This window comes from Microbispora sp. CL1-1 (genome assembly GCF_012034195.1).
Taxonomy (GTDB): domain Bacteria; phylum Actinomycetota; class Actinomycetes; order Streptosporangiales; family Streptosporangiaceae; genus Microbispora.
In genome coordinates this window covers 9,758-32,399 of sequence record NZ_JAATEK010000031.1, presented here as the reverse complement: position 1 = coordinate 32,399, position 22,642 = coordinate 9,758, and the positions used below count along the sequence as shown (strand labels likewise).

The window sequence follows — 22,642 nt, the reverse complement described above, 5'->3', positions numbered from 1 at the left end:
CACAAGAAGCGAAAGGTGACGCGGATGCGATTCGGAGCCGGCCTGCTCGCGCTGGCCGCCCTGGCCACCGGCCTGACTGCCTGCGGCAACTCCGGTGCGGACTCGATCGTCGACAAGGCCAAGAACGACAAGAAGCTCGTGGTCGGCATCAAGATCGACCAGCCGGGCTGGGGGCTGAAGAAGCCCGACGGCAGCTACGGCGGATTCGACGTCGACGTGGCGAGGTACGTCGCCAAGGAACTCGGCGTGCCGGAGAGCGGGATCACGTTCAAGGAGGCCCAGTCGGCCAACCGCGAGCCGTTCATCCAGCAGGGCCAGGTGGACATGGTCGTCGCGACCTACTCCATCACCGACGAGCGCAAGCAGAAGATCTCCTTCGCCGGGCCCTACCTGGTCACCGGACAGGACATCCTCGTCCGCGCCGACGACACCTCGATCACCGGGGTCGAGTCCCTCAAGGACAAGAAGGTCTGCGGCGCCCAGGGCTCGTCGTCGCCGAAGCGGCTCGCCGACAAGTTCGGGCCCGAGTGGGAGTCCAAGAACCTCACCCAGCAGCAGGGGTACGGCGCCTGCCTGCCGCTGCTGGAGAACAACCAGGTCGACGCCATCTCCACGGACGCGACGATCCTCGCCGGGTTCGCCGCCCAGTTCCCCGGCAAGTTCAAGCTGATCGGCCAGCCGTTCAGCGAGGAGCGGTACGGCATCGGCATCAAGAAGGACGACAAGGCCGGCCGTGACGCGATCAACAACGCCATCGAGAAGTTCTTCAACGACGGCAGCTGGCGTGCGGCCCTCGACGCCAACCTCGGCGAGTTCGGCAAGTACTTCACCACGCCGCCGGCCGTCGACCGCTACTAGGACGGCGCGGAAGCGGCACTGAGAGGAGGCCGGCGGTGGAGGCCGTCGTCGACGAGCTTCCCGTCATCCTCGGCGCGTTCTGGCTGACGGTGAAGCTCACGGTGGTCAGCGGGGTGATCTCGCTGGTCTGGGGGATCGTGCTGGCGGCCATGCGCGTCAGTCCGCTGCCGGTGCTGCGAGGGGCGGGCGCGGTGTACGTCAACGTGCTGCGTAACACGCCCCTCACGCTCATCATCGTGTTCTGCGGCCTCGGCCTGGGCACGGTGATGAGCGTCCAGTTCTCCCGGGACGACCTGTCGCTCAACAGCTTCTGGCTGTCGATCATCGGGTTGTCCGCCTACACCTCCGCCTTCGTGTGCGAGGTCGTGAGGTCCGGGATCAACACCGTGCCGCTCGGGCAGGCGGAGGCGGCCCGGGCGATCGGGCTGACGTTCCTGCAGACGCTCCGCCTGGTGATCCTCCCCCAGGCGGTGCGCACGGTCATCGCTCCGCTCGGCAGCCTGCTGAACGCCCTGGTCAAGAACACGACGGTCGCGGCGGCGATCGGCGTCATGGAGGCGGCGCTGCGGATGAAGAACCTGTTCGACGCCCACGGAGACGCGATCATTCCCATCTTCCTCGGCTTCGCCGCCGGGTTCGTCGTGCTGACCCTCCCCTTGAACCTGCTGTCCGGCCGGCTGGCCCGGCGCCTGGCGGTGATCCGATGAGCGGACGCGGCGCCACCGTCCTCTACGACGTCCCGGGCCCGCGCGCCCGCCTGCGCAACAACGTGCTGACCCTCGTGTTCGGCGTCGTCCTGCTGCTGGTGGCGTACTTCGTCTGGACGAAGTTCGACGAGAAGGGCCAGTGGGACGGCAAGCTGTGGGAGCCGTTCCTGCGGGGCGAGACCTGGACCGAGCTGATCCTGCCCGGGCTGCTCAACACGCTGGTCGCCGCCGCGCTCGCCGCGGTGCTCGCGCTGCTGTTCGGGGCCGTGTTCGGCATCGCCCGTCTGTCGGACCACCGCTGGGTGCGGATCCCGGCCGGGGTGGTCGTCGAGGCGTTCCGCGCGGTCCCGGTGCTCATGCTGATCTTCTTCGCCCAGTACGGCGGGAGCCTCGCCGGGCTGGTCGTGACCGAGTTCGCGGCCGTGGTCTTCGGTCTCACGGTCTACAACGGGTCGGTCCTGGCCGAGATCGTGCGCGCGGGCATCCTCGCCGTGCCGCGCGGCCAGGCCGAGGCGGGATCCGCGATCGGTCTGCGCAAGAACCAGGTGATGCGGCTGATCCTGCTGCCGCAGGCGGTGACCGCGATGATGCCCGCGATCGTCAGCCAGCTCGTGGTGCTGCTCAAGGACACCGCGCTCGGGTTCGTCGTGGCGTACGCCGACCTGCTGAACGCGGGCGCCCGCGTGGTGCCGGCCAACTACGCCAACCTCATCCCCTCGGTCATCGTGATCGCGACGGTCTACATCATGATCAACCTGGCGCTTGGCTACCTCGCCAACTGGCTGGAACGGCGCAGCAGGCGCAGCCGCAAGGTCGCGGCCGACCCGGCCGCCGCCGAGGCGGCCGCGGGCGGCGAGGTCGCGCTGATGCGCTGACCTGCGGGAGTCCCGGGTAAAGGGAGCTTTGCCGTGTCGCTGCTGGCGGGGGGACAGGCTCGACCTCGATATTGAGCGCGTGTGGCGTGGCGTTGCCGTGGTCGGCGTCCTTGCGGCCGCGTTCCTGACCGGTGGATGCGGGAACGCCGGCACGCTGGTGGTCGGCGTGCGCTCCGGGCAGCCGGGCCTGGTCACCCGGCTCCCCGACGGCCGCTACAGCGGCTTCGACATCGAGGTCGCGCAATACGTCGCCAGGGCGCTCGGCTACCGCGACGACCAGGTCGTCTACACGCTCGACCCCACGCGGGCCGATCTCGTCGTCGGCGCCACCGGCCCCGCGGGCTCCCGGTATGTCGCCGGCCCCTACCTCGTCACCAGCACCGACGTCCTCGTACGGGCCGGCGACCTGTCCATCCGCCGCCCGCGTGACCTCGCCCGCAAACGCGTCTGCGCCACCCGGGAGTCCGCCGGGCCGCTCGTGAAGCGGTTCGGCACCCGCTGGCGCCAGGTCTTCCTCGCCGAGGCGAACCTGCCCGCGGCCTGCGCGCCGCTGCTGGCCTCCGGCAGGACCGACGCGATCGTGGCCGACGCCCCCGTGCTCGCCGGGCTGTCGGCGCAGTATCCCGGCAGGTTCCGCTTCAGCGGCGGGTCCCTGGCCACCGAGAAGTACGGCATCGCCGCCGAGACGCCCGCGCTGCGCGACCAGGTCGAGGAGGCGCTGCGCCGGATGTTCGACGACGGCACCTGGAAGCGTACGGTGATCGACCAGCTCGGCGCGCTCGCCACCCGCTACACCACTCCCCCGTCCCTCGACTGACGCGTTGCCGCATTCACGCCCCCGGAAGCGGGCTCCTCCGGCAGGATGCGGTCATGCCCCCCACGCCTGGCCCGAGGCCGTTCTCGCCACGGCCGTCGTCCATCTCCACCGCCGACGTCGCACGCGCCGGCCGGCGGCTCGGCTTCCCGACCGTGCTGGGCGGGGAGACGTGGTGGGAGGAGGACCGCCCCGCCGAGGGCGGCCGCCGCACCGTCGTCCACCGGGCCGCCGACGGCTCCCTCACCGACCTGCTCCCCGCGCCCTGGGACGCCCGTACGCGCGTGCACGAGTACGGCGGCCGGTCCTATGTCGTCGTCCCCGGCCACGGGATCGTCTTCGCGCACCACGCCGACCAGAGGCTCTATCTCGCCAGGCCGCGCACCGGCGGCGGCCCGGGAGTGGAGCGGCCCTCTCCGGTCACGCCGGAGCCCGACGAGCCCGGCACGCTGCGCTACGCCGACCTGCGGGTCCAGGACGGCGCGGATGGTCTGCGGGTGTGGTGCGTCCGGGAACGCCACCACCACGATGCCAAGGTCACCCGCTCGATCGTGGCCATTGATCCGATCGGCGGCGAGATCGCCGAGGTGGTCACCGGCAGCGACTTCTACGCCTCGCCCACGCCGTCCCCCGACGGCCGGCACCTCGCCTACATCTGCTGGAACCATCCCCACATGCCCTGGACCGGCACCGAGCTGCGGGTCACGCGGCTGTCCGACGGCGCCACGCGGACGGTGCTGGGCGGCACCGCCGAGTCGGTCCTCGCGCCGGTGTGGTGCGACGAGCGGCGCCTGTACGCGGTCTCCGATCGGTCGGGCTGGTGGAACCTCTACCGGGCCGACATCACCGGCTCGTCGTGCGAGACCCTCTGCCCGGCGGAGGAGGAGTTCGCCGGCCCGCTGTGGCAGCTCGGCGGCCTGCCGTACGCCGTGCTGGGCGACGGGCGGCTCGCCGTGCTGCACGGACGCGGCGACCTGCGCCTGAGCGTCCTCGACCCGGAGACGCGTACGCTCTCCGATCTCGACGTCCCCTTCCAGGGCTGGGCGCCCATGCTGGACGCGGACGGCGACGTGCTCGTCGGCCTCGGCTACCGGGCGGGCGCGCCGCGTTCGGTCGTCCGGATCGACACCACCGCAGGCCCCGGAGACCCCGCCGACGGCCATGCCGACCGCGGCGAGGGCGAGGCCGACCACGGCGGGAGCGGCCTCGACCGACCTGCCGATCTGAGCCCCGGAGACCCGGCCGACGACCGCGCCGACCGTAGCCCTGGTGCCCTGGCCGCTCGGGTGGCTCGGGCCGCTCGGGTGGCTCGGGCCGCTCGGGTGGCTCGGGCCGAGGAACTGCGCCGGGAGATCGACGACGTCCCCGCCGATGCTCTTCCCACGCCTCGTGCCGTCGAGTTCGGGGCGGCGCCCGGCGTCCGCGTCCACGCGTACCTGTATCCGCCGCGACAGCCGGACGAGGGCGGCGCGCCCTACGTCGTGTTCGTGCACGGCGGGCCCACCGGGCACGCGACGAGCGAGCTCAGCCTGGACAAGGCGTTCTTCACCAGCCGCGGCATCGGCGTGATCGACGTCAACTACGGCGGATCCAGCGGATATGGCCGGGCCTACCGGGAGCGCCTGCGCGGCCGGTGGGGCGTGACCGATGTGGAGGACGTGATCGCCGCGGCCAAGTGGCTGGTCGCGGAAGGTCTCGCCGACCCCGCGCGGATCGCCGTACGCGGCGCGAGCGCGGGCGGGTGGACGGTCATGGCCGCCTGCGGCGCGTCGGACGTCTTCGCGGGCGGCGTCTCGGTGGCGGGCGTCAGCGCGCTCGGGCCGCTCGTCGCGGCCACCCACGACTTCGAGTCGCGCTATGTGGAGTGGCTGGTCGGCCCCGAGGACCGGTATGGCGAGCGCGAGCCGCTGGCCCGGGCCGACCGGGTGAACTGCCCCATGCTGCTCATGCAGGGGCTCGCCGACCCGGTGGTGCCGCCGGCCCAGTCGCGGGCGTTCGCCGAGCGCCTGCTGGCGCGCGGCGTGCCCTGCACCTATCTGACCTTCGAGGGAGAGGCCCACGGATTCCGGCGGCTGGAGACCAGAGCGGCGGCGCTCGCCGCCGAGTTGTCGTTCTACCTGCAGATCTTCCGCTGAGCGGAGCCGGTCATCCGTCCGTCCCGGCGAGAAGCGTGCGCATCCGGTCGATCTCGATGCGCTGGTCCGCATCGACATGGGTGACGAACTGGTTGATCTCCGACTCCTCGCCTCCCCCGTCACCGAAGAGCCGCTCCACCATGGTCAGCGCTCCCAGGTGGTGCTGGATCATGTACTCGTAGAAGAGCCGGTCGAACCGCGCTCCCTTGGCCTGCTCCAGCTCGGCGAACTGCGCCTCGCTGAGCATGCCGGGCATGAGCTCCCCGCCGCCGTGGTCGTGTCCCCCGCCGGAGCCCACGCTCGGCACCTGCTGGAGCCGGGCCCTGAGCCAGCGCACCATCTGGTCGATCTCGTCCTGCTGGGAGATCTCGATCCGCTTGGCGAAACGCGGGAGGTCGCTGCTCTCGCTGCGCCCGGCGACGAGCGCGGTCATGCGCAGGGCCTGCGAGTGATGCCGGATCATCCCCTGCATGAACCGCACGTCGGCGTCGGTGTACTCCCTGCTGTCGGAGCTCGGCACCTCACCGGCCGGTAAGACCTTGCTGCCCTGTCCCGGTGCCCCCGGCTGCACGACGTTCACCGTGGCGGGGGGTGCGGCGGTCTCGGCCGTACAGGCACTGATCGCGGCGGCGGCCAGCGCGAGCGCGAGAAGCTGCCGTAACGACGGGGAGGAGATCATGGCCTGCGCTCGCTTCGTCGGCGGTTGGGGGGATACCGGCCAAACCGGAGGATGTGAAGGGGTATAGCACATTCGCCCCATATTCAGTTAGTGTCCCCCAAACGCCGCGTAGATCTTTTGGGTCGGGCCGGGCCCCGAGATCTGTCGCACGTCGCAATGGGTCACGCCGGCAAGATCAGAAAAGGAGGGGTGCGACCCTTGAGAATCAGTCGTGCGGCAGCACGTTGGGGGCGTGCTGGATTGAGGAAGATCGGAGTCGTCGCCGCAGGGGCGGTCCTGGTGGGCCTCCTGCCCGCCACGGCCATGGCGGACGACGCCGATCCACGAACCGGCCTGGGAGCAGGCTGGCTGGACGCTCAGCAGGCGAGCCAGGGGCTGGAACTCCTGGCCCACCGGGACAAGCCTGAAGGCTTCTATCAGGCCTCCAGCCCGGGCAACTCGTCGTTCGCGAACTCGGACATGGCCTTCAGCGGCAAGTACGCGTTCGTCGGCAACTTCACCGGTTTCAACATCTACGACATCTCGACGCCTTCCAATCCGGTGCTGACCACGTCCGTGGTGTGCCCGGGCGGCCAGGGCGACCTGTCGGTGTACGGCAACCTGCTGTTCATGTCGGTCGAGGAGACCCGGGGCAGGATCGACTGCGGCACGCAGGGCGCGAGCGGCACGGTCAACCCGGACCGCTTCCGCGGCGTCCGGATCTTCGACGTGAGCGACATCAGCAGGCCGGTCCAGGTGGCGGCCGTCCAGACCTGCCGCGGCTCGCACACCCACACCCTGGTGACCGGCAAGAACGACCCGGACAACGTGTACGTCTACGTGCAGGGCACGGCGAGCGTCCGGTCGGGTTCGGAGCTCGCGGGCTGCGCCAACACCGCGGCGACCGACCCGAACACGTCCCAGTGGCGTATCGAGGTCATCAAGGTGCCGCTGGCGGCCCCGCAGACCGCGGCGGTCGTCTCCACACCGCGCCTGTTCACCGATCCGGAGACCGGGGCGATCAACGGTCTCCAGAACGCCCCGCAGTCCCCGCAGCACCCGTCCGGCTCGTCCTGGTCGCCGTCGCCCGTCACGACACACTGCCACGACATCACGGCCTACCCGGAGATCGGGCTCGCGGCCGGGGCGTGCGCGGGCAACGGCCTCCTGATCGACATCTCCGATCCGGCCAACCCCAAGCGGCTCGACGCGGTGACGGACCCGAACTTCGCCTACTGGCACTCGGCCACGTTCAACAACGACGGGACCAAGGTCGTCTTCACCGACGAGTGGGGCGGCGGCACCGGGGCGCGGTGCCGTGTCACCGACGAGCCCTCGTGGGGCGCGGACGCCATCTTCGACATCGTCGACGGCAAGCTGAAGTTCCGCAGCTACTACAAGCTGCCCGTGCCGCAGACGAACCAGGAGAACTGCGTCGCGCACAACGGGTCGCTCGTTCCCGTGCCCGGCCGGGACATCATGGTCCAGGCCTGGTATCAGGGCGGCGTCTCGGTGTTCGACTTCACCGACTCGGCCAACCCGCACGAGATCGCGTACTTCGACCGCGGCCCGGTCAGCGCGACCTCGCTGCTCCTCGGCGGTTTCTGGTCCGCGTACTACTACAACGGCAACGTCTACGGCAGCGAGATCGCCCGCGGGATCGACGCGTTCAAGCTGACCGCGAGCCAGCACCTGGACCAGGCCGAGATCGACGCGGCTGCCACGGCCACCTTCGACCGGTTCAACACCCAGCAGCAGCCTCGGGTGACGTGGCCGGCGAGCTTCCCGCTGGTGCGCGCCTACTACGCGCAGGCGCTGCGCACCGGCACCATGAAGAAGAACACCGCCGACAACGTACAGAAGTTCGTCGACCGGGCCGAGCAGTTCACGAACGGGCCGCAGAAGAACGCCGCGGTGGCGCAGCTTCGGGCCGTCTCCCACCAGCTCGACACCTCCGTCAAGGCGCAGGCGACGCTGGCGAAGGCGCTCAACGACCTCGCCGACGCGCTCAGCCTCAAGGCCTGAGCCGACGGGGGGCGCCCCACCGGGGCAGTCCCCGCACGACCGGGGCCCCCGTCCAGCATTGGACGGGGGCCCTTCACCGTGGGTGCCCCGGGCTGTGGGGCATGAGGGCCGGGACTATGCCGGCCGAGGCTTCACGCGGCGATGCTCACCGGAGGGGCGCCGCCTACCGGGCAAGGTGGGGAGCGGACGGGGCGTCGCCGAGCGACCCCGGCAGGGCAGGCGGCACCGGGCAAGGCGTACCTGCCGGGGCTTCATGGGGTGAGGCTCTCAGATGGGGCTTACCGGGCGAACTCCGTGGCACGGGACTCGCGGACCACGGTGATGCGGATCTGGCCGGGGTAGGTCAGCTCCTCTTCGACCTGCTTGGCGACGTCCCTGGCGATGACCTGGGCCTGGATGTCGTCCACGTTGTCGGGCCGGACCATCACCCGGATCTCCCGGCCGGCCTGCATGGCGAAGACCTTGTCCACACCGTCGTACGACTGGGCGATCTCCTCCAGACGCTCCAGCCGCTTGACGTACGCCTCCAGGGACTCGCGCCGGGCACCGGGGCGGCTGCCGCTGATCGCGTCCGCGGCCTGGGTGAGGACCGCCTCGACGGTCTTGACCTCAACCTCGTTGTGGTGCGCCTCGATGGCGTGGACGACGTCCTCGTGTTCGCCGTACCGGCGGGCGATCTCCGCGCCGATCATCGCGTGGCTGCCCTCGACCTCGTGGGTGAGCGCCTTGCCGATGTCGTGCAGAAGCGCGCACCGCTTGACGAGGTCACGGTCGAGCCCCAGCTCGGAGGCCATGATTCCGGCGATGTGCGCCGACTCGATCAGGTGCTTGAGCACGTTCTGGCCGTAGGAGGTGCGATAGCGGAGCTGGCCCAGCAGCGTGACCAGCTCGGGGTGCATCTCGGTGATGCCCAGCTCGACCAGGGCGTCCTCTCCCGCGCGCACGCACAGGTCCCGCACCTCGGCCTTGCTGCGCTCGTACGCCTCCTCGATGCGCTGGGGGTGGATCCGGCCGTCGAGCACCAGCTTCTCCAGCGTCAGCCTGGCCGTCTCCCGCCGGACCGGGTCGAAACACGACAGCAGCACCGCCTCCGGCGTGTCGTCGATGATCAGATTGACCCCGGTGGTGGACTCGAACGCCCTGATGTTGCGGCCCTCGCGGCCGATGATGCGGCCCTTCATCTCGTCGCCGGGCAGGTGGAGGACGCTCACCACCGACTCGGCCGTCTGCTCGGTGGCGACCCGCTGCACCGCCAGTGTCACGATCTTGCAGGCGCGCTTCTCGCCCTCCTTCCGGGCCTCGCTCTCGATCTCCCGGACGATCAGCGCGGCCTCGCGCTTGGCCTGGTTCTCGATCTCCTTGACCAGCTCCGCCTTGGCCTGCTCGGCCGTCAGGCCGGCGACCCGCTCCAGGATCTCCTGCCGCCGCTCGGCCACCCGCTCCAGCTCCTCACGGCGGTCGGCCAGCTCGGTCTCGGTCTCGGCCAGCTTGCGGGCCCGCTCCGTCTGTCTGCGCGCCTCCTCGTCAAGCCGCTGCTCACGCTCAGCAAGCCGGTTCTCGCGACGCTCGAGGTCGGAGCGCAGTTCCTTGAGCTCCGTCTTGAGGATCCGCGCCTCCTCCTCGACCTCCTTGCGCATCAGCGCTGCGCTTTCGGCGAGTGTCTCCGACTTCTTGAGGATCTCCCCCGCGTCACGCTCCGCCTTCGTGCGGATCTCCTCGGCCTCGCGTCTGGCCTGTTCGAGTTCCTCGTTGACCTCGGCCTTCACCTCGGCGAGCTGCTCGGGCGAGGGGCCGGACGGTGCGACGACGCCGGTGCGGCGCATGACTATGACGAGGGCGGCGATCATCACGAGAGCCAGCAGCACTACCGCAACCGCAAGAACGATCACGATCGTGTCCATGCGCGCTCACCCCTCACGACAACTATTGGCAGAGGTCACACGCGCAGCACGGCAGCGCCCGGTGGCGTCACCAGGACAAATATCGTCGCAATGCCCGGACGCCCCAAGGGGCGGCCGATATGGCCCGGAGGCCGGTCAATGTCTCTCGTCCGTCGTGGTTCACCGTTATGGCAATCCGCGCTGCGCGGAGTAACTCCTCACTGCGGTCGAGATTAAGCGTCAGAGAGGTAACGAGCAAGCAAAGATGCCCTGTCAAGTGACTTTTGCGTGGTGCGATGGCTCACTCGAAGGTCTCCGGAAGCCCATCTGACGGGCTGCCTTCGGCCTCGATCGCCTCTCGGACCACGCGGAAAGCCAGCCCCGGCGAGTAGCCCTTGCGGGCCAGCATGCCGACCAATCGTCGCATGCGAGCCTGCGGCTCCACCCCACGGGTGGCGGCCAGCTTCCGGTCGACGAGCCTGCGTGCGGTCTCGGCCTCCTCGTCCGGATCAAGCTGCCCGACGGCGTCCTTGACCGTCTCCTCGGCCACGCCACGCTGCCGCAGTTCCTGCGCGAGCGCGCGGCGGGCCAGCCCGCGACCGGTGTGCCGGGAGCTCACCCACGCGGCGGCGAACGCCTTGTCGTCGATGAGCCCGACCTCGGAGAACCGCTCAAGCACGGCGTTCGCCGCATCCTCGGGCACGTCCCGCTTACGCAGGGCGTCCGCTAGCTGAGCCCGGGTCTTGGGGGCCATCGTGAGCAGCCTCAGGCAGATGGCCCTGGCCACCGCCTCCGGGTCGGCCGGCGGCCCCGCGCTCGCCGCGGTGCCCTCCTCCGGCCCGTCAGGAAGCCACCCGTCGGACCTCCTACGCTTCCCCCGGCGTCCCGGCGTGCCCGGCTCCCCCAAGCCGGCCCAATCTCCACGGCCTGCCAGGTCTCCCGGCACGCCCGGTCCCTCCGAGCCTGCCCAATCTCCACGGCCTGCCCGGCGTCCCGGCGCGGCCGACTCCCCCGGGCTCGCCCAGTCTCCCGGCGCGGGCCGGTCTCCCCGTGCGCCCGGCTCTTGCAGCCTTGCCCGGTCTCCGCGCGTGCGGCCACGTCCCTGGCGTCGGCGGCCGACAGGGCCGGCTTCCTGGCCCGCCTCCGCCCGCCCGCTCGCCTCGCGGCCGATCTCCTGCCCGCCAATCCTCGAACGCCCGTTTTCCGCACGCCCGGTCTCCGTACGCGCGTTGCCCGCACGCCCGGTCTCCGCACGCCCGCCGTCCGTACGCCCGCTTTCCGCGCGCCGGATCTGCTCGCGGAGGGCGGCGATCGTCGCGGAGACGTCCTCAGCGGGCCTCTGCGGCTCTTCGGCCGGCGCCCAGGGTCCCGAGTTCCAGTCCCCCGGCCCGATCTCGCCGTCCGGGCCAGGGGGCTCGTCGCGCCTCATGCCTGCGCTCAGACGTCACCCGGCTTGGGCGCACTGGCCGCCTTGCTGCCCCGGCCGGAGGTGGGGGCGGCCGGCGTCGCCGGGGCTGCGGGGGGCTCGCTCGGCGTGTCGAGCCGCGGCCCGACTCCGAGCTTCTCCTTGATCTTCTTCTCGATCTCGTTGGCGATGTCGGGGTTGTTCTTGAGGAAGTTGCGGGCGTTCTCCTTGCCCTGCCCGAGCTGGTCGCCCTCGTACGTGTACCAGGCGCCGGCCTTGCGCACGAACCCGTGCTCGACGCCCATGTCGATCAGCCCACCCTCGCGGGAGATGCCTACGCCGTACAGGATGTCGAAGTCGGCCTGGCGGAAGGGCGGGGCCATCTTGTTCTTGACGACCTTCACCCGGGTCCGGTTGCCGACCGGCTCGGTGCCGTCCTTGAGCGTCTCGATCCTGCGCGCGTCCAGCCGCACCGACGCGTAGAACTTCAGCGCCTTGCCACCCGTGGTGGTCTCGGGGCTGCCGAACATGACGCCGATCTTCTCGCGGAGCTGGTTGATGAAGATGGCGGTGGTCCGGGTCTGGTTCAGCGCACCGGCGATCTTGCGCAGGGCCTGCGACATCAGGCGGGCCTGGAGACCGACGTGGCTGTCGCCCATCTCGCCCTCGATCTCGGCCTTCGGCACGAGGGCCGCCACCGAGTCGATCACGATGATGTCGACGGCGCCGGAGCGGATCAGCATGTCCGCGATCTCCAGCGCCTGCTCACCGGTGTCCGGCTGGGAGACGAGCAACGCGTCGACGTCGACGCCCAGCTTCTTGGCGTACTCGGGGTCGAGGGCGTGCTCGGCGTCGATGAACGCGGCGATGCCGCCGCCCTTCTGGGCGTTGGCCACGGCGTGCAGGGCGACCGTCGTCTTACCGGAGGACTCTGGGCCGTACACCTCGACGATCCGGCCGCGGGGATAGCCGCCGATGCCGAGGGCGACGTCGAGAGCGATCGAACCGGTGGGGATGACCTCGATCGGGGCACGCGCCTCGTCTCCGAGGCGCATGACACTGCCCTTGCCGAACTGCCGCTCGATTTGCGCGAGGGCGGTCTCAAGGGCCTTCTCGCGGTCGTTGATTGCCATTGGGTGCCCCCTGAAGGGTGTCGTCTGCTCGGTCACCGAAAAGCTACGGGGTGCCACCGACATTTTCCGGAGCTTCCCGCACACCGCCCCGAGAGGTGGGCCGGGAGCCTGTCGCGCCCCGGCGACCTGACGGCGCGCACCCCGGCGGCGACCAGTCCAATATAGCCGAACGACTGTTCGATCACATGCGGAACCGCGGCCGAGCCGGGGACGAACGGCGTCCCAACCGTGCCGTTACATTCCCGGGCCTTACCCTGCCGTGGTTGTCAGCGCGCTGACCTGCGACGATTCTTGTAGCGAAGCTGGATCTCCCCGCTGGAGGGGCTACGTGACGGGCACCGGCGACTACAGCCGACAGCGTCTGGCCCGCCTTGAGGCGCTCGCGGCGCGACTGTCCGGGCAGGGTCTTTCCGCGCGGCTGCTCGGCACGGACGATCCGGTCCTGTCCGTCCGGCACCCCGGCACCGGCAGGCAGACGATCGTCTTCGCGACGCCCTCCGGGGAAGGATGGATGTTCCTGTGGGCTCCGGGCGGCCAGGAGAGCGCCGACGACCCCGGCCGTGCGGCCGAGCTGATCGGTCAGGCCCTCTCCCGGCCCCCATGATCCTCCGTCCGCGCCCCGCCGGGAGCGAACGCCTCGCCCCCGCCGTCAGAGAACGCCTCACCCCCCGCCGGGAGCGAACGACCTCGCCCTGCCACCAGCGAAGGACCTCGCCCTGCCACCAGCGAACGGGTTCACCCTGCCGTCAGCGGACGACCTCGCCCAGCTTCACCCGGGCGCCGGTGCGGAGCACCGCCCGCTGATAGACGCGGGCCGCGCCCAGCAGGACGGCCACCACGGCCACGACCATGAGCACCGCGGCGATGAGGATCTCCACCAGCGGCACGTCGACGGCCGCCGTACGGACGGGCATGACCATCGAGGAGAACGGCGGCACGAACGACAGCACGCGCGCGACCGTGCCCGTCGGCTCGACGGCGGCGAAGTAGGCCGTCAGGTAGGTGAACATCATGAGCATGGTCATCGGCGTCAGGACGCTGTTGAGCTCCTCCTGCCGCGACACCAGGGAGCCGAAGGCGGCGGCGAGCGCCGAGAAGAAGGCGTAGCCCAGCACGAACCAGACGACCGCGCTGACCACGATTCCCCCCATTCCGGGCGGCAGGTCGGCCGTGAAGCCGGTCGCGGACGACGCCGACAGACCGGCGGCGATGACCACGACAAGGTTGACCAGCCCCAGCGCCCCCAGCCCGACGATCTTTCCGCCCAGGAGCTGCCAGGGACGCACCGAGGTGAGCAGGATCTCCACGATGCGGCTGCCCTTCTCCTCGACCACGCCCATCGCGACGAACATCGAGGAGTAGATGAGTAGGAAGAACAGCACCATCACGATCAGGGTGGCGATGCCGGTGCGCACACCCTGATAGCGGGCGTCGGCGCCGACCGACTCCACCGTCAGCGGCGTGATCGTGAGACCGGCCGCCTTGATCTGCGCGTCGCGGTGGGCGCTCTCCAGGATCAGTCCCAGCCGCTGGTCGAGTTCGCCGTTCGCGAGGACCTTGTTTCCATTGATCAGGGCCGCGTCGAGGTCCCCGTCGACCACGGCCTTCCGCGCCGCCGCCTCGTCCGGCAGCCGGGAGTACGCGAGTTGGGCAGCGGGCGGGGGCGCCTCGCCCACCACGCCGACGTCGTAGGTGTCGTCGCCACCCAGGACCTTCGGCAGGAACGCGAGCGCCGCCACCAGGACCGCGCTGACCGCCAGACTGATCAGGTACGACTTCGTCCTGATGCGCGTGCGGATCTCCCGCTGGGCCACCAGCCACAGGCCGTTCATGCCACCGCCTCCCTGAAGATCTCGGCCAGCGTCGGCTGCCTGCGGCCGAAGTGCTCGACCCGGCCGGCTCCCATCGCCGTACGCAGGATGTCCTGGTCGTCGCCCTCGTCGCACAGCAGGACGTCGCGGTCGCCCTCGCGGGTGAGCTCGCCGGGCAGGCCGTCGGCCCAGCCGGGCGCGGCGTCCCTGACCACGACCCGCAGCACCCCGCGGCCCTCCCTCTCGCGCAGCTCGCCGACCGGTCCGTACGCCACCATCCGGCCCGCCGAGATGATGCCGACCGAGTCGCAGAGCTGTTCGACCAGGTCGAGCTGGTGACTGGAGAAGATCACCGGCACGCCCGCGGCGGCGCGGTCCTTGAGCACCTCCGCGAGCGCGTCGACCGCCAGCGGGTCGAGGCCCGAGAACGGCTCGTCGAGGATCAGGACCGCCGGTTCGTGGACGAGCGCGACCGCGAGCTGCACCCGCTGCTGGTTGCCGAGCGACAGCGCCTCCACGGCGTCGTCGCGCCGCTCGACCAGGCCGAGCCGTTCGATCAGGGCGTCGGTGGCCGAGCGCGCGGCGGCCGGGGCGAGCCCGTGGAGCCTGCCGAAGTATTCGATCTGCTCGGCGACCTTCATCTTCTGGTAGAGGCCGCGCTCCTCCGGCATGTAGCCGAACGTCCGGCGGTCGTCGTACGTCAGGGGGCGACCGCCGAGGCGCACCTCGCCGGAGTCGGCGTCGAGCACGCCCATGACGATCCGCATCGTCGTCGTCTTGCCCGCGCCGTTGGCGCCGACGAACCCGAACATCTCGCCCGGCCGTACGGCGAAGCCCACCCCGTCGAGGGCGGTCTTGTCTCCATAGCGTTTGCGCAGGCCGTCGATTTCAAGCACGGGGGGTTGCCTCCACAATCCGTCGCAGAACGTCCATGTAGGTCTCGAAGGCCGCACGCCCCTGATCGGTCAGCGAGAGCCAGGTGCGCGCCCGCTTGCCGACGAAGGTCTTCTCCACGTGGACGTAGCCGGCCTCTTCGAGCGTGAGGATGTGCTTGCTGAGCAGCGAGTCGCTGACCTCGATGGTGTCGCGGAGGAAGCGGAAGTCGGCCTTGTCCGCCGCCGCCAGGGCCGCCATGATCGACAGCCGCACCGGCGCGTGGATGATCTCGTCGAGCTCGTGGCGTGGATGGACTCTCATCAGCTCCTCATCAGGCGGAGTCCGCCGTACACCAGGGGCAGCCCGGCGAGCACCGACAGCGCGACGAGCACCACCGTCCAGCCCGTATCGGGCCGGTCGGGACGCAGGCACATGCCGACGACGAACGGCACCATCATCGTCACCACGTACGCGGCCGAGATCGGCCTGTTGATCTGCTTCAGCAGCCGGTTGTGCACCCGCAGCCGGGCCCAGTACACGCACAGGGCGACCGTCAGGATGATCCACCCGACCCCGGCGAGCATCGGCAGCGGCCGGCCACCGAGGAACATCGCCGGCCAGTAGAGCATCGTGGCCAGTCCCACGAGCAGGTATGCCCGCCCGGGCCCGCGCGATGAATGCCTGACCTGCCGATCCACGCGCCCTATCTCCTGAAGCGCCTCATCGGGACTGAAGTGATCTCCGGTCATGCCCTTCCTCCGTGTTCATCCAGTCAACACGCTAGCAAGCACTCAACCGTCGTTCAAGTGATTGCCATAGGCGACGGAAGGCATGGGGCATGGACGAATCGGCGTGTGGCGGGACCACACCGCCGCGGCGCGGGACGGAGGCCGCCACGGAGCGACAACGCCCGCGCGGCCCGCCGCTCAGAAGGAGAGAGGAATCAGCGCAGCCTGGGGTCCACGTCGACCTCCTGGCAGACGGCCTGCCAGACCCGCTTGGCCGCCACGCCCTCCGCGAGGGCCTGCTCGACCGTACGCCCGCCGAGCCCGGAGATCACGTAGTCCTTCGCCCACGACTCCGCGTACGCCTCACCGAAGTGGCGGCGCATCCTGTTCCAGAAGTCTGTGAGGCGCATGCGTTCAGTATGACGCCGCGGCCCGGATGCTCGTCCGGGCCGCGGGCGCCTTCCACCCCGCTGTCGGGAGACGGGGTCACATGACGCGGGAGCCGTACATCTCGCCCAGGGGATCGGCGAGCAGTTCCAGGCGCGCGCCGTCCGGGTCGCGGAAGTAGATCGAGGCGCCGCTCTCCACCTGGTAGGGCACCCCGGCGGCGTCGAGCTTGCCGCGCAGGCGCTCCCACGTCGCCCGCTCCACGGAGATCGCGATGTGGTGGAGCCCGCCGAGAACCTCCTTGTACGGCTCCAGGTCGAGGCCGGGGAGGTCGAAGAAAGCCAGCAGGTTGCCGTTGCCGATGTCGAAGAAGAAGTGGTTGGACCCGCGGTAGTCGCGGTTCTCGAAGATCTCGGTCAGCGGGAACTCGAGGAGCTCCTGGTAGAAGCGGATGGTCCGCTCGACGTCGGACGAGATCAGTGCGAAGTGGTGCAGACCCCTTGCGCTGCTGGGGGCACGGCGCTCGCTCAGGTAGCGTTCGCGAATCCGCGCGCGCTCCGCCTCGATGGCCGCGTAGTCGATTTCCATACTGAGGAAGCATGTCCCGACAGCGGCATCTCGTACCAGACGCGTAAAGGGAGCAGCCGCGTTCGCCGTCTCCTCCGTTCCGGCGCGCTCCGCTCCCGGCGATGCCCGTCGCCCGGCGGCGGGATGGCGGTGCGGCGTTTTCTGTCGGTGGGGCGATGCATGATGGGCAGGTGGGTGCGCTCGACGGATTCAGCCCGGTGACCAGGGAGTGGTTCACCGGCGCCTTCGCGACGCCGACCGCCGCGCAGGAGGGCGCGTGGTCGTCGATCGCGCGCGGTGAGAACACGCTCGTGGTCGCGCCCACCGGGTCGGGCAAGACGCTCGCCGCCTTCCTCTGGGCCGTCGATCGCCTCGCCGTCGAGCACACGACGGGCCCGGCTTCGCCGGGAGCCGAGGCGGACCGTCCTTCCTCGCCGGGGGCCGAGGCGCGGGGGCCAGGCGGCCGCCGCGGTGCGCGACGCGGCCGGAAGGGCGACGCGGGGCCGCCCCGGCCCTGCCGGGTCGTGTACGTCTCCCCGCTGAAGGCTCTCGCGGTGGACGTCGAGCGGAACCTTCGGGCTCCGCTGACGGGCATCCGGCAGACGGCGCTGCGGATGGGCCTGCCCGCCCCCGACATCTCGGTTGCGATCCGTTCCGGAGACACCGCGGCCGAGGAACGGCGTCGTTTCGCGGCCCGGCCGTCCGACATCCTGATCACGACGCCCGAATCCCTGTTCCTGATCCTCACCTCGCAGGCGCGCGAGGCGCTGCGCGGCGTCGAGACCGTGATCGTGGACGAGGTCCACGCCGTCGCGGGGACCAAGCGCGGGGCGCACCTCGCGCTGACCCTGGAGCGGCTCGACGCCCTGCTGCCCGCTCCGGCCCAGCGCATCGGCCTGTCGGCGACCGTACGGCCGGTCGAGGAGGTGGCGACGTTCCTCGGCGGGTCCCGTCCGGCCACGGTCGTGCAGCCGCCCTCCGAGAAGGTCATCGAGGTCGACGTCGTGGTGCCGGTCGAGGACATGACCGAGCTGGCACCGCCTCCGCCCGGCGCCGACGGCGAGTCGCCGGAGCACCGCAGAAGCATCTGGCCGCATGTCGAGGAGCACCTTCTCGACCTGATCGAGGCCCATCGGTCCACGATCGTCTTCGCCAACTCGCGGCGTCTGTCGGAGCGTCTGTGCACCCGGCTCAACGAGCTCGCCTGGGAACGGCGCACCGCACCCGCGCCGGGCGACAGTCCGAGCCCGGGGGATCCGGCCCACTGGTCGGACGCCTTCGAGGAGTTGCACGGGCGATGGTCGGGTCTGCGCGAAGACCCCGATGCTCACCCCTCGGACACCGCGCACGCGGACACCGCGCACGCGGACACCGCGAACGGGAACACCGCGAACGGGAACACCGCGCACGGGGACACCGAGCACGCGGACGCCTCGTGGCCTGAGCCGCCCCGCGGGGACGTCCGGCGGACCGGCCAGGCGGCCATGCCGTCGGAGCTGATGGCCCAGGCGGGGGCCTCGGGCGGCGTGATCCCCGAGGTGGTGCGCGCGCATCACGGCTCCGTCTCCAAGGAGGAGCGGTCCCAGATCGAGGAGGCGCTGAAGTCGGGCCGCCTGCCCGCCGTGGTCGCCACCTCCAGCCTGGAGCTGGGCATCGACATGGGCTCGGTCGATCTGGTGGCCTGTGTCGAGGCGCCGCCCAGCGTGGCGAGCGGCCTGCAGCGCATCGGCCGCGCCGGACACCAGGTCGGGGCCGTGTCCCGTGGCGTGATCTTCCCCAAGTATCGGGGTGACCTGGTCCAGACGGCCGTCGTGGCCGAGCGCATGCGCGCGGGGCAGATCGAGGAGATCCGCTATCCGCGCAACCCCCTCGACGTGCTCGCCCAGCAGATCGTCGCGATGACCGCACTAGACGAGTGGACCGTCGACTCGCTGGAGACGCTGGTGCGCCGGGCCGCGCCGTACGCCACGCTGCCGCGCAGCGCGCTGGAGGCGACGCTCGACATGCTCGCCGGGCGCTACCCGAGCGAGGAGTTCGCCGAACTGCGGCCGCGCATCGTCTGGGACAGGGTGACGGGCACCCTCCAGGGCCGTCCCGGGGCCCAGCGCCTGGCGGTGACCAACGGGGGCACCATCCCCGACCGCGGGCTGTTCGGCGTGTTCCTGGTGGGCGAGAAGGCGTCGCGCGTGGGCGAGCTGGACGAGGAGATGGTCTACGAGTCCCGCGTCGGCGACGTGTTCGTGCTGGGCGCGACCTCGTGGCGGATCGAGGACATCACCGCCGACCGGGTGCTGGTCTCCCCCGCTCCCGGGCAACCGGGCAAGCTGCCGTTCTGGCACGGCGACACGCCGGGCCGGCCCGCCGAGCTCGGCCGGGCGATCGGCGCGTTCCTCCGCGAGCTGTCCGCCGCCGGGGCGGGCGGCCGGGGCGACCCGGCGAAGGTGCGCGAGCGCATCCGCGCGGCGGGGCTCGACGACTACGCCGTGGGCAATTTGCTCGCCTACCTCGCCGAGCAGCGGGAGGCGACGGGCTATGTGCCCGACGACCGCACGCTCGTGGTCGAGCGGTTCCGCGACGAGCTGGGCGACTGGCGCGTGGTGATCCACTCCCCCTTCGGGGCGCGGGTCCACGCCCCCTGGGCGCTGGCCATCGGGCGGCGGCTGCGCGAGCGGTACGGCATCGACGTTCAGGCCGTCCACTCCGACGACGGCATCGTGCTGCGCGTGCCCGACACCTTCGAGGACGCGCCGACCGACGTCGCGGTGTTCGACGCCGAGGAGATCGAGGAGATCGTGATCGAGGAGCTGGGGGGCTCGGCTCTGTTCGCCTCCCGGTTCCGTGAGTGCGCCGGACGCGCCCTCCTGCTGCCCCGCCGCTCGCCCGGCAGGCGCAGCCCGCTGTGGCAGCAGCGCCAGCGTGCGGCCCACCTGCTCGGCGTCGCGAGCAAGTACGCCGGGTTCCCGGTGGTGCTGGAGACGATGCGCGAGTGCCTGCAGGACGTCTTCGACGTGCCGGGCCTGGTGGAGCTCATGCGCGACGTGGCCGCCCGCCGGGTGCGGGTGGTCGAGGTGGAGACCTCCCAGGCGTCCCCGTTCGCGGCGTCCCTGCTGTTCAACTACATCGGCGCGTTCATGTACGAGGGTGACGCGCCGCTGGCCGAACGGCGGGCGCAGGCGCTCGCCCTCGACACCGCGCTCCTCGCCGAGCTCATGGGACAGGCCGACCTGCGGGAACTGCTCGATCCGGATGTCGTGGCCGAGACCGAGCGCGAGCTGGCGCGGCTGGACAGGCCGCTGCGCGACGCCGAGGACCTCGCCGACCTGCTGCGCTCGCACGGCCCGCTGCTCGCCCAGGACGTCTCGATCCGTGAGGGAGACCCCGGCTGGCTCGCCGACCTGGAGCGGGCGCGCAGGGCCATCCGGGTGCGCGTGGCGGGCCACGAGCAATGGGCCGCGGTGGAGGACGCCTGGCGGCTGCGCGACGCGCTCGGGGTGCCGTTGCCGGTGGGCGTCCCGCATGAGTTCCTCGAAGCGCCCCTCGCGGGTGGGTCCGGCGCGGCGGGCCGGGCCGCCGCCCCCGATCCGCTCGGCGACCTGGTCGCGCGCCACGCCCGCACTCGTGGGCCGTTCGCCTCCGGCACGGCCGCCGCGCGCTTCGGTGTGGGCGTGGCGGTGGTGGACGAGGCGCTGCGCCGTCTCGCTGCGGCGGGCAGGGTGGTCGCGGGCGAGTTCCGCCCCGGCGGCCGGGGCGAGGAGTGGTGTGACGCCGGGGTGCTGCGGCTGCTGCGGCGGCGGTCGCTGGCGCGGCTCCGCAAGGAGGTCGAGCCGGTCCCTCCGGAGACGCTGGCGGCGTTCCTGCCCGCCTGGCACGGCATCGTCCCGCAGAGCGGCGCACCGGCCGGCAGCGGCCAGGGCGGCAGTTGGCAAGGCGGACCCGGCGGCTGGCAAGGCGGGACCAGCGCCGGCCAGACCGGCGGCGCACAGCGCGGACCCGGCGGCCAGGGCGGCGGCCGGCAGGGTGGGACCGGCGGCGGGCAGGCTGAGGGCTGGCACGCCGGAGGTCGGCAGGGCGGCGGCGCGCAGGCTGGTGGCTCGCAGAGCGGACCGGGCGGCTGGCAGGCCGGCGGCGGGACCGGGCTCGCGGAGCCCGGCGCCCACGGCGGCCAGGGCCACGGCTCGGCGCGGGCCATGGACGCGCTGATCACGGCGATCGAACGGTTGCAGGGGGCGGCCGTCCCCGCTTCCGCGCTGGAGTCGCTGGTGCTCCCCGCGCGGGTGCCCGGATACTCCCCCGCGCTCCTCGACGAACTGACCTCGTCAGGAGAGGTCGTCTGGGTGGGCCAGGGGTCCCTGCCCGGCGGCGACGGATGGGTCGGTCTCTACTTCGCCGACACCGCGCCCCTGCTGCTCCCCGAGCCGTCGGAGATCAGCATGACTCCGCTGCACGAGCAGATCCTGGAGATCCTGAGCGGGGGCGGCGCGCTGTTCTTCCGCGAGCTGTCCAACCGGATCGCGGCGGCGGCGCTCGGCGATGCGGTGCCGCCTCTGTCCGGCCCTGACGCCGCCTCGGCCCGCCGGGCCAGAATCCTCGGCCGCGCCACCGGCGCCCCGCAGCCGGGAGCCATCGGCCCGACGCCGGGGGTCACACCCGCGAACACGACACCGGACGTCACGCCTGGAAACGCGGCGGCGGGTACCGTGCGCGGGGACACCGAGCGGGGTGTCACACCCGGCCGTGCGACGCCGGGTGGCGCACCCGCGAGCACGACACCGGATGTCAGGCCTGGAAACGCGGCGGCGGATACCACGCCCGGGGACACCGCACGGGGTGTCACACCCGGGAACGCAGCGCCGGACGATACGACGCTGGCGGCGGCCCTGTGGGACCTTGTCTGGGCCGGCCGGATCACCGGCGACACGCTCGCCCCGCTTCGCTCGACGCTGGGCACCGGGCGGCCTGCCCACCGGCCACCGGCGACCAGGCGCCGCCGCGCGGTGCTGCCGACGAGAAGCGGCCCGCCGACCGTGAGCGGCCGATGGTGGCTGCTGCCCGCGCCGTCGGCCGACGGCACTCAGCGGGCCCATGCCCAGGCCGAGGTCCTGCTGGAGCGGCACGGCGTGCTGACGCGGGGCGGCATCACCGCCGAACGCCTGCCCGGCGGCTTCTCCGCCGTCTACCAGGTGCTGCGCGCGTTCGAGGAGAGCGGCCGGTGCCGCCGGGGCTACTTCGTCGAAGGTCTGGGCGGCGCCCAGTTCGCCCTGCCGGGCGCGGTCGACCGCATGCGCGCCATGTCATCCACACGGTCCTCCGCGCAGTCGTCCACACGCCCCGATCCGGCCGAGGACCTGTGGTCGATCCCCGCCCCGCCGCCGCCCCGCCGTGCGGTCGTGCTCGCGGCGACCGACCCGGCCAACCCCTACGGCGCGGCCCTGCCCTGGCCGGACCGCGCCGACGACGTGGCCCACAAGCCGGGCCGCAAGGCGGGCGCGCTGGTGGTGCTGGTGGAGGGCACGCTGATCCTCTACGTGGAGCGCGGCGGGAAGACCCTGCTCTCGTACGGGCCCGAGGAGGACCTGCGGCCGGCCGTGCAGGCCCTGGCCGTCGCCGTGAAGCGGGGGGCCCTGGGGAAGCTGACGGTCGAGCGGGCGGACGGCACCGCCATCACCGACTCGCCCCTGGCGCAGGCCCTGGAAGCCGCCGGGTTCCATCCCACCCCACGCGGCCTGCGCATCCGCAGCTAGCCGAGGGCCCGACCCACCGGGCGATACTCGGCGGGGTCCGTC

General features: G+C 71.6%; 18 protein-coding genes. 8 read left to right on the top strand and 10 right to left on the bottom strand.

All coding sequences use genetic code 11. The features are described from left to right. Positions 1-24 precede the first annotated feature (24 nt). From HCK04_RS28960 to HCK04_RS28940, 5 genes are all read left to right on the top strand, one after another. Positions 25-858, top strand: a complete 834-nt coding sequence (locus HCK04_RS28960) for a glutamate ABC transporter substrate-binding protein (RefSeq protein WP_142650548.1) — start codon at positions 25-27, stop codon at positions 856-858. Positions 859-893: 35 nt separating this feature from the next. Beyond that, positions 894-1,565 (top strand): amino acid ABC transporter permease, encoded by a 672-nt coding sequence (locus tag HCK04_RS28955; protein WP_142650547.1) that lies wholly within the window; start codon positions 894-896, stop codon positions 1,563-1,565. After that, complete coding sequence (locus HCK04_RS28950; RefSeq protein ID WP_142650546.1) at positions 1,562-2,440, top strand: amino acid ABC transporter permease; 879 nt, start codon at positions 1,562-1,564, stop codon at positions 2,438-2,440. The genes HCK04_RS28955 and HCK04_RS28950 overlap by 4 nt, the downstream gene beginning before the upstream one ends. Positions 2,441-2,519: 79 nt before the next feature. Continuing rightward, a complete protein-coding gene (locus HCK04_RS28945) occupies positions 2,520-3,257 on the top strand; it encodes a transporter substrate-binding domain-containing protein (RefSeq protein WP_168066346.1) in 738 nt (245 codons plus the stop codon). Between the two features lie 53 nt (positions 3,258-3,310). Then, the gene (locus HCK04_RS28940; RefSeq protein ID WP_142650544.1) at positions 3,311-5,389 is read left to right on the top strand and encodes a prolyl oligopeptidase family serine peptidase; all 2,079 of its coding nucleotides are present in this window, start codon (positions 3,311-3,313) and stop codon (positions 5,387-5,389) included. A 10-nt stretch (positions 5,390-5,399) separates the two neighbouring features. On the opposite strand, the gene HCK04_RS28935 is transcribed toward HCK04_RS28940, so the two are convergent. Then, on the bottom strand, positions 5,400-6,068 hold the full coding sequence (locus HCK04_RS28935; protein ID WP_147943544.1) for a DUF305 domain-containing protein: 669 nt from the start codon (positions 6,066-6,068) through the stop codon (positions 5,400-5,402). A 240-nt stretch (positions 6,069-6,308) separates the two neighbouring features. Between HCK04_RS28935 and HCK04_RS28930 the strand changes: the two genes are divergently transcribed. After that, entirely contained in the window at positions 6,309-8,072 is a 1,764-nt protein-coding gene (locus HCK04_RS28930) for a hypothetical protein (RefSeq protein ID WP_240971911.1), read from the top strand. Between the two features lie 278 nt (positions 8,073-8,350). Here HCK04_RS28930 and rny read toward each other — a convergent pair whose 3' ends face one another. The 3 genes from rny to recA form a co-directional block, all read right to left on the bottom strand. Beyond that, the gene (gene rny / locus HCK04_RS28925) at positions 8,351-9,973 is read right to left on the bottom strand and encodes a ribonuclease Y (RefSeq protein WP_142650541.1); all 1,623 of its coding nucleotides are present in this window, start codon (positions 9,971-9,973) and stop codon (positions 8,351-8,353) included. Positions 9,974-10,253: 280 nt separating this feature from the next. Continuing rightward, a complete protein-coding gene (recX, locus tag HCK04_RS28920) occupies positions 10,254-11,381 on the bottom strand; it encodes a recombination regulator RecX (RefSeq protein WP_142650540.1) in 1,128 nt (375 codons plus the stop codon). 8 nt (positions 11,382-11,389) lie between these two features. Beyond that, positions 11,390-12,490: a recombinase RecA gene (gene recA / locus HCK04_RS28915; protein ID WP_142650539.1), complete on the bottom strand. Its 1,101-nt coding sequence runs from the start codon at positions 12,488-12,490 to the stop codon at positions 11,390-11,392. Positions 12,491-12,818: 328 nt separating this feature from the next. Between recA and HCK04_RS28910 the strand changes: the two genes are divergently transcribed. Continuing rightward, positions 12,819-13,094 carry a hypothetical protein gene (locus tag HCK04_RS28910; protein ID WP_142650538.1) on the top strand — a complete coding sequence of 92 codons (276 nt, stop codon included), beginning with the start codon at positions 12,819-12,821 and terminating at the stop codon, positions 13,092-13,094. Between the two features lie 142 nt (positions 13,095-13,236). Here HCK04_RS28910 and HCK04_RS28905 read toward each other — a convergent pair whose 3' ends face one another. From HCK04_RS28905 to HCK04_RS28880, 6 genes are all read right to left on the bottom strand, one after another. Beyond that, positions 13,237-14,322 carry an ABC transporter permease gene (locus HCK04_RS28905; protein WP_142650537.1) on the bottom strand — a complete coding sequence of 362 codons (1,086 nt, stop codon included), beginning with the start codon at positions 14,320-14,322 and terminating at the stop codon, positions 13,237-13,239. Continuing rightward, the gene (locus HCK04_RS28900) at positions 14,319-15,197 is read right to left on the bottom strand and encodes an ATP-binding cassette domain-containing protein (protein ID WP_142650536.1); all 879 of its coding nucleotides are present in this window, start codon (positions 15,195-15,197) and stop codon (positions 14,319-14,321) included. Before HCK04_RS28900 ends, HCK04_RS28905 begins: the two co-directional genes overlap by 4 nt. Further along, positions 15,190-15,498, bottom strand: coding sequence for a transcriptional regulator (locus tag HCK04_RS28895; RefSeq protein ID WP_142650535.1), 309 nt, complete (start codon positions 15,496-15,498; stop codon positions 15,190-15,192). The genes HCK04_RS28900 and HCK04_RS28895 overlap by 8 nt, the downstream gene beginning before the upstream one ends. Beyond that, positions 15,498-15,875 carry a hypothetical protein gene (locus tag HCK04_RS28890; protein ID WP_142650534.1) on the bottom strand — a complete coding sequence of 126 codons (378 nt, stop codon included), beginning with the start codon at positions 15,873-15,875 and terminating at the stop codon, positions 15,498-15,500. The genes HCK04_RS28895 and HCK04_RS28890 overlap by 1 nt, the downstream gene beginning before the upstream one ends. A gap of 245 nt (positions 15,876-16,120) precedes the next feature. Then, a complete protein-coding gene (locus HCK04_RS28885) occupies positions 16,121-16,315 on the bottom strand; it encodes a DUF3046 domain-containing protein (protein ID WP_142650533.1) in 195 nt (64 codons plus the stop codon). Between the two features lie 76 nt (positions 16,316-16,391). Then, positions 16,392-16,880, bottom strand: coding sequence for a VOC family protein (locus HCK04_RS28880; protein ID WP_142650532.1), 489 nt, complete (start codon positions 16,878-16,880; stop codon positions 16,392-16,394). A 170-nt stretch (positions 16,881-17,050) separates the two neighbouring features. Between HCK04_RS28880 and HCK04_RS42825 the strand changes: the two genes are divergently transcribed. Next, on the top strand, positions 17,051-22,600 hold the full coding sequence (locus HCK04_RS42825; RefSeq protein WP_260617439.1) for a DEAD/DEAH box helicase: 5,550 nt from the start codon (positions 17,051-17,053) through the stop codon (positions 22,598-22,600). The last annotated feature ends 42 nt before the right edge of the window (positions 22,601-22,642 follow it).

Coding starts and splice junctions, on each gene's coding strand:
- HCK04_RS28885 (WP_142650533.1), bottom strand. CDS start 16,315: ATGCGCCTCACAGACTTCTGGAACAGGATGCGCCGCCACTTCGGTGAG.
- HCK04_RS28950 (WP_142650546.1), top strand. CDS start 1,562: ATGAGCGGACGCGGCGCCACCGTCCTCTACGACGTCCCGGGCCCGCGC.
- HCK04_RS28940 (WP_142650544.1), top strand. CDS start 3,311: ATGCCCCCCACGCCTGGCCCGAGGCCGTTCTCGCCACGGCCGTCGTCC.
- HCK04_RS28880 (WP_142650532.1), bottom strand. CDS start 16,880: ATGGAAATCGACTACGCGGCCATCGAGGCGGAGCGCGCGCGGATTCGC.
- HCK04_RS28905 (WP_142650537.1), bottom strand. CDS start 14,322: ATGAACGGCCTGTGGCTGGTGGCCCAGCGGGAGATCCGCACGCGCATC.
- rny (WP_142650541.1), bottom strand. CDS start 9,973: ATGGACACGATCGTGATCGTTCTTGCGGTTGCGGTAGTGCTGCTGGCT.
- HCK04_RS28960 (WP_142650548.1), top strand. CDS start 25: ATGCGATTCGGAGCCGGCCTGCTCGCGCTGGCCGCCCTGGCCACCGGC.
- HCK04_RS28895 (WP_142650535.1), bottom strand. CDS start 15,498: ATGAGAGTCCATCCACGCCACGAGCTCGACGAGATCATCCACGCGCCG.
- recX (WP_142650540.1), bottom strand. CDS start 11,381: ATGAGGCGCGACGAGCCCCCTGGCCCGGACGGCGAGATCGGGCCGGGG.
- HCK04_RS28935 (WP_147943544.1), bottom strand. CDS start 6,068: ATGATCTCCTCCCCGTCGTTACGGCAGCTTCTCGCGCTCGCGCTGGCC.
- recA (WP_142650539.1), bottom strand. CDS start 12,490: ATGGCAATCAACGACCGCGAGAAGGCCCTTGAGACCGCCCTCGCGCAA.